The organism is Desulfocastanea catecholica, assembly GCF_054657295.1.
Genome location: NZ_BAAHYZ010000075.1, coordinates 1 through 4,040 on the forward strand (window position 1 = coordinate 1; position 4,040 = coordinate 4,040).

Genomic DNA, 4,040 nt, shown 5'->3' on the forward strand with positions numbered 1-4,040 from the left:
GACTGTTTTGTTGTAAGATCTCTACAAAATTCAGGAACAGTCTTAACCCGGTAAACCTCACAATATCCTTTCATTGGCAAAGCAAATCTTATTTCAGATTTGATTAGAAAGAAGATGGAACTCAATCCATCGAATTATGCGATAACTTGTCAGCTTTAATTTTCCTGAAGAACATCAGGAAAAAACAATAAACGTATTCTTTTGTTTCGTCATTGATCAGCCAAAAGTCCTTTAAACCGGTCCAGGGTAATTGGATATGCCTGCATGGAGATACCCATCCAGTCGCAGTATTCAAGAAATTCTTCAGGCTGTTCGGCCATGTATTTGTCGAGGTATCCTATGCCGTCAAGCACAATTGCACCACCTGTATGGCGCGGAAAATTTTCATTTGCCGTGGTGTTGTCCCAACCCTTAAAAACCTGGGACCGGTATTTGACCCATCCAGGTGTCATGAACCAAACCGGTTCTCCTCCGGCAAGTTCCTTTTTGATATGCTCAAGTTCATCGTTGCTAGCCAACATCCCCATGCAGTGGGTAGTCTCAACTCGAGTGACATGAAGGCCTTGCTCATGGATAATGGTTTCCATCAACCGTGTGGGGTGGTCCGGGTTGACATAACAATATTTACCGCCATAAACAACTATAACATCTCGGACTTTCTCTTTCGCCTTTACAACAAACTTGATTAACTGTTTTTCCAGCTCATGGATATCTTGGTGAAGCCCTGGGGTTGTATAAAACAGGTAATCCGTGTCGAGGAATCCCTTCTCTTTGAGATGGTTGAGTTCAGGACTCATGGTACCGCAGGCAACAATGGCAGTGTTTTTAAACGATAAGTTTGTCATGGGCGTCTCCCTTTATTTTGATTTTGAAACCGTTTTACCGAACTCGTATTTCCTTGATCGTATCAACAGGCAGAAGGAAGCATCTTGTTAATCGGATAATCCATGGGCCGCGAAACCCATGGATTTTGTCATTCACTATTGTGTTTCATCCTTTCTTGCTTTAACTGGCATGGAGAACTGCCGAAACAACACTTTTCGAATGTGTAGGATGGGCGTGAATTGTCTTTCCAACCTTCTCCAGAGTCAAACGGTTTTCGACGGCCAATGCCATCTCATGGATCATCTCTGTAGCTGCTTCACCGATGATGATCGCTCCAGCGATCTCGGAACTATCGTTTCTTATAAAAAGCTTGACAAAAGCCGGTGCTACTTTGTCCACTACAGAACGGCCATTGGGAACCTGGTGCATCGTGAACGATCTGATGTCGCTACTTTCATGGTTTATCCCCACTGCCGCCACCTCAGGGTGACAGAATGCAACCCTTGGTACAGCGCTTTCATTTAAGGTAGCGGTTGTTCCTTGACACAGATTTTGCGCAAGCAGCTGCCCTTCTTTTTCTGCGACGTGAGCCAGCATTAAACCACCGGCAGCATCGCCTATAGCATATATATGTGGAGTGCTGGTTTGAAAATATTCATTCACCTTGACGGCACCGCGTTCAGTTTTTACTCCGGCGGCACCCAGGTTCAAGCTGTCAATATTCGGTTTACGGCCAACTCCGACCAGAACTTTGTCCACGGTGTTCGTCTTATCGCAATCCTTATAGTGAATCGTGACCTTATCTTCTTCTAGGATCAACTGTTCAATCATTGTTTCTGTTTTGACTTGGATGCCTTGTAGTGTAAAAGCATCTTGTAACATTCTGCCGGCTTCCTGATCTTCACGCGGCAAAAGGGTATCCAAAGCTTCGACCAGAATGACCTTGCTACCAAACGTGTTGTACAGCGTGGCGAATTCACAGCCAATAGCACCACCGCCGATAATCAATAAACTTGATGGCAGTTCAGTGTTTTGAAGAATTTGGTCACTGGAAAGGATATTTTTACCGTTAAAAGGGGCAAAAGGAAGTTCAACAGGTTTCGATCCGGTTGCGATAATGATCAATTCCCCCCTCACCTGTTCGGTACTGCCTTCTGTCTTCGTTATGATGATATCATGGTCTGATGCAAAAGAACCTTTACCGCGGAAGGTGGTGATATTTTCCCCTGTCACCATCAATTGGGTCATTCCGCGTAATGTGGCAAGGTCATTTTGAGTAACAGCCTGTAAACGTTTTAAATTGATAGGTTGGGGGGCCACATCCAATCCGTATTTTCCACACTCTTTAGCATGGCGATAGGCTGCCGCCGCCTTAAGTAACGATTTGGTAGGCATACAACCGCGGTTAAGGCAAATCCCACCGTAGCTGTCCTGTTCTTCCTGAATCATTGCGACAGATTTGCCAGCTTGGTTTAACATGATTCCTGCTGCCAATCCACCGGGGCCACCACCTATAATTACAACATCAAAGGTATTCATTACTTCTCCATTTTTGATTCGTCTGATTCTGTTTGTTCCAGTGTTTGTGTGGCTACATCCAAAAGTCGGCTGAACATCTCCAGTTCTTTCTCTGACATGTGCTGCGTCATCCTTGCAACAACTTCATCTCTTTTCTTCTTTAAGACTGCTACAGTTGGCCGGGTAGGTTCGGTGATAAATATTCTCGACTGACGTTTGTCGTGCTCACTATTTTCCCTGTAGATCAAACCATCCCGTTCCATTCGTCGCAGTGTGTTCGCCATGGTCGGTTGTTCCACTTGCACGTTTTTACAAAGTTCCACCTGGGTCTGCCCATCATCTTCATCCAGACAACAAAGCACGGGAAGTTGCCCCTGGGTTACACCGTACGGTTTTATTTGGTCGTTTAATTGTGACAATAATAGCCGAGAAAGATAATTCAGTTTGTAGCAGAGGTTTTCATTCATGTTCTTTATATCCTTCGTTTTACTTAATTCCATAGTCGACTATGTAAATACCAACAACACGATACATAGCCGGCTATGTATTGTCAAGGGGTAAATTTCCGGAAAATGGTATCAGAAGAACTGTTCAGGTAGAGGCGCGGAACCAATTCCTATAATATACCGCAATAGGATAGTTCAAAGCGGCGTCAGATAAGCATGGGTTTTGAAGCCCAACGGTACGAAAACCCACGCTAAGACTTTGAGCCTCAAATGGACGAAAACTTTAGATTGAGGTACTGTACACATTCGTGTGGAAATAGCCGTTAACGGTGGAATCACCAAAGGCGATTGCCTATCACTGAATCTCATACCATCAGCTCCAACAGAAGAGACTACTATGGACAGTTTTTTCGCAACGGTTACCTGGCTTGGCTCCCTCGCCATCCTTCTCCCGCTGAGTGCTCTTCTCTGTGCCATTTTTTTCTCTCTGCAGAAGAGTACAGAAGGAGTGTTTATCCTGCTCTCACTTTTGGCCACATCTGCGATAACTCATTTGCTTAAGATACTTATAGCACGCCCACGGCCCGCAGTGGACAATCTCATTGTCGCCATGCCATCTGGTTTTTCCTTTCGTTTTTGTGAAATAGCCTCGCTCCTGATCGACTGCGGACCCGCCCTTTCACAAAAACCAACCCCTCATTCCCCCATGTTGAAAATGGAGCATTTCTCTTGATTCTCTGGAAACAGAAATAATTGAAACCGCTCCATTTGGTACTGTTTTTCGAAAATAATTTTGAATTTTCGGTAGTGTCGGAATGCTCCATTTCGGTCGTGCTATTTTACCATGGTCAGGAACCAAATGATCAGGAAAACACCTCAACCAGGCTAATCTATGGAATTTTTATGGTTGGTATTACAAATCTTCAGTTTGAATTGCTCGATAGCCTGGCATGGCACCCTCCTTTGCTGGATCTTCATCATTAATGGTTCTCTGCCGTTGGTTCTATGCGTCGCTACTGTCCTTATCCACTGGCAGGAATGTAACGGAATCAGTGGTCAGTATCTAATGGAACGGCTGGTTGGGATCGTCTGGAATTTGCGCGATGAAAATCCCGTTTTAATCCTGCGGAGATTGATTCATATTTCAGAGAAATTTCGAAACCGCTTCTTGTTTCCGCAGGAAGACTGCTCTATGATGGATAAGACTTTCACAGTACTGCATCATTCTTCCCTTCTGGGTTGGAGGCAAAT

At 44.6% G+C, this 4,040-nt stretch carries 4 protein-coding genes; 1 reads left to right on the plus strand and 3 read right to left on the minus strand.

Going from position 1 to position 4,040, the window contains the following annotated elements:
* Positions 1–209: 209 nt before the first annotated feature.
* The 3 genes from ACYQ8U_RS22695 to ACYQ8U_RS22705 all read right to left on the minus strand — a co-directional run bounded on the left by ACYQ8U_RS22695 (position 210) and on the right by ACYQ8U_RS22705 (position 2,810).
* On the minus strand, positions 210–845 hold the full coding sequence (locus ACYQ8U_RS22695) for a DUF1638 domain-containing protein (protein ID WP_459947840.1): 636 nt from the start codon (positions 843–845) through the stop codon (positions 210–212).
* A gap of 160 nt (positions 846–1,005) precedes the next feature.
* Positions 1,006–2,364: a dihydrolipoyl dehydrogenase gene (lpdA, locus tag ACYQ8U_RS22700; protein ID WP_459947841.1), complete on the minus strand. Its 1,359-nt coding sequence runs from the start codon at positions 2,362–2,364 to the stop codon at positions 1,006–1,008.
* Positions 2,364–2,810 carry a MarR family winged helix-turn-helix transcriptional regulator gene (locus ACYQ8U_RS22705; RefSeq protein WP_459947842.1) on the minus strand — a complete coding sequence of 149 codons (447 nt, stop codon included), beginning with the start codon at positions 2,808–2,810 and terminating at the stop codon, positions 2,364–2,366. The genes lpdA and ACYQ8U_RS22705 overlap by 1 nt, the downstream gene beginning before the upstream one ends.
* 1,045 nt (positions 2,811–3,855) lie before the next feature.
* On the opposite strand from ACYQ8U_RS22705, the gene ACYQ8U_RS22710 reads away from it, so the two are divergent.
* On the plus strand, positions 3,856–4,040 hold a 185-nt coding region (locus ACYQ8U_RS22710; RefSeq protein WP_459947843.1), incomplete at its 3' end, for a hypothetical protein.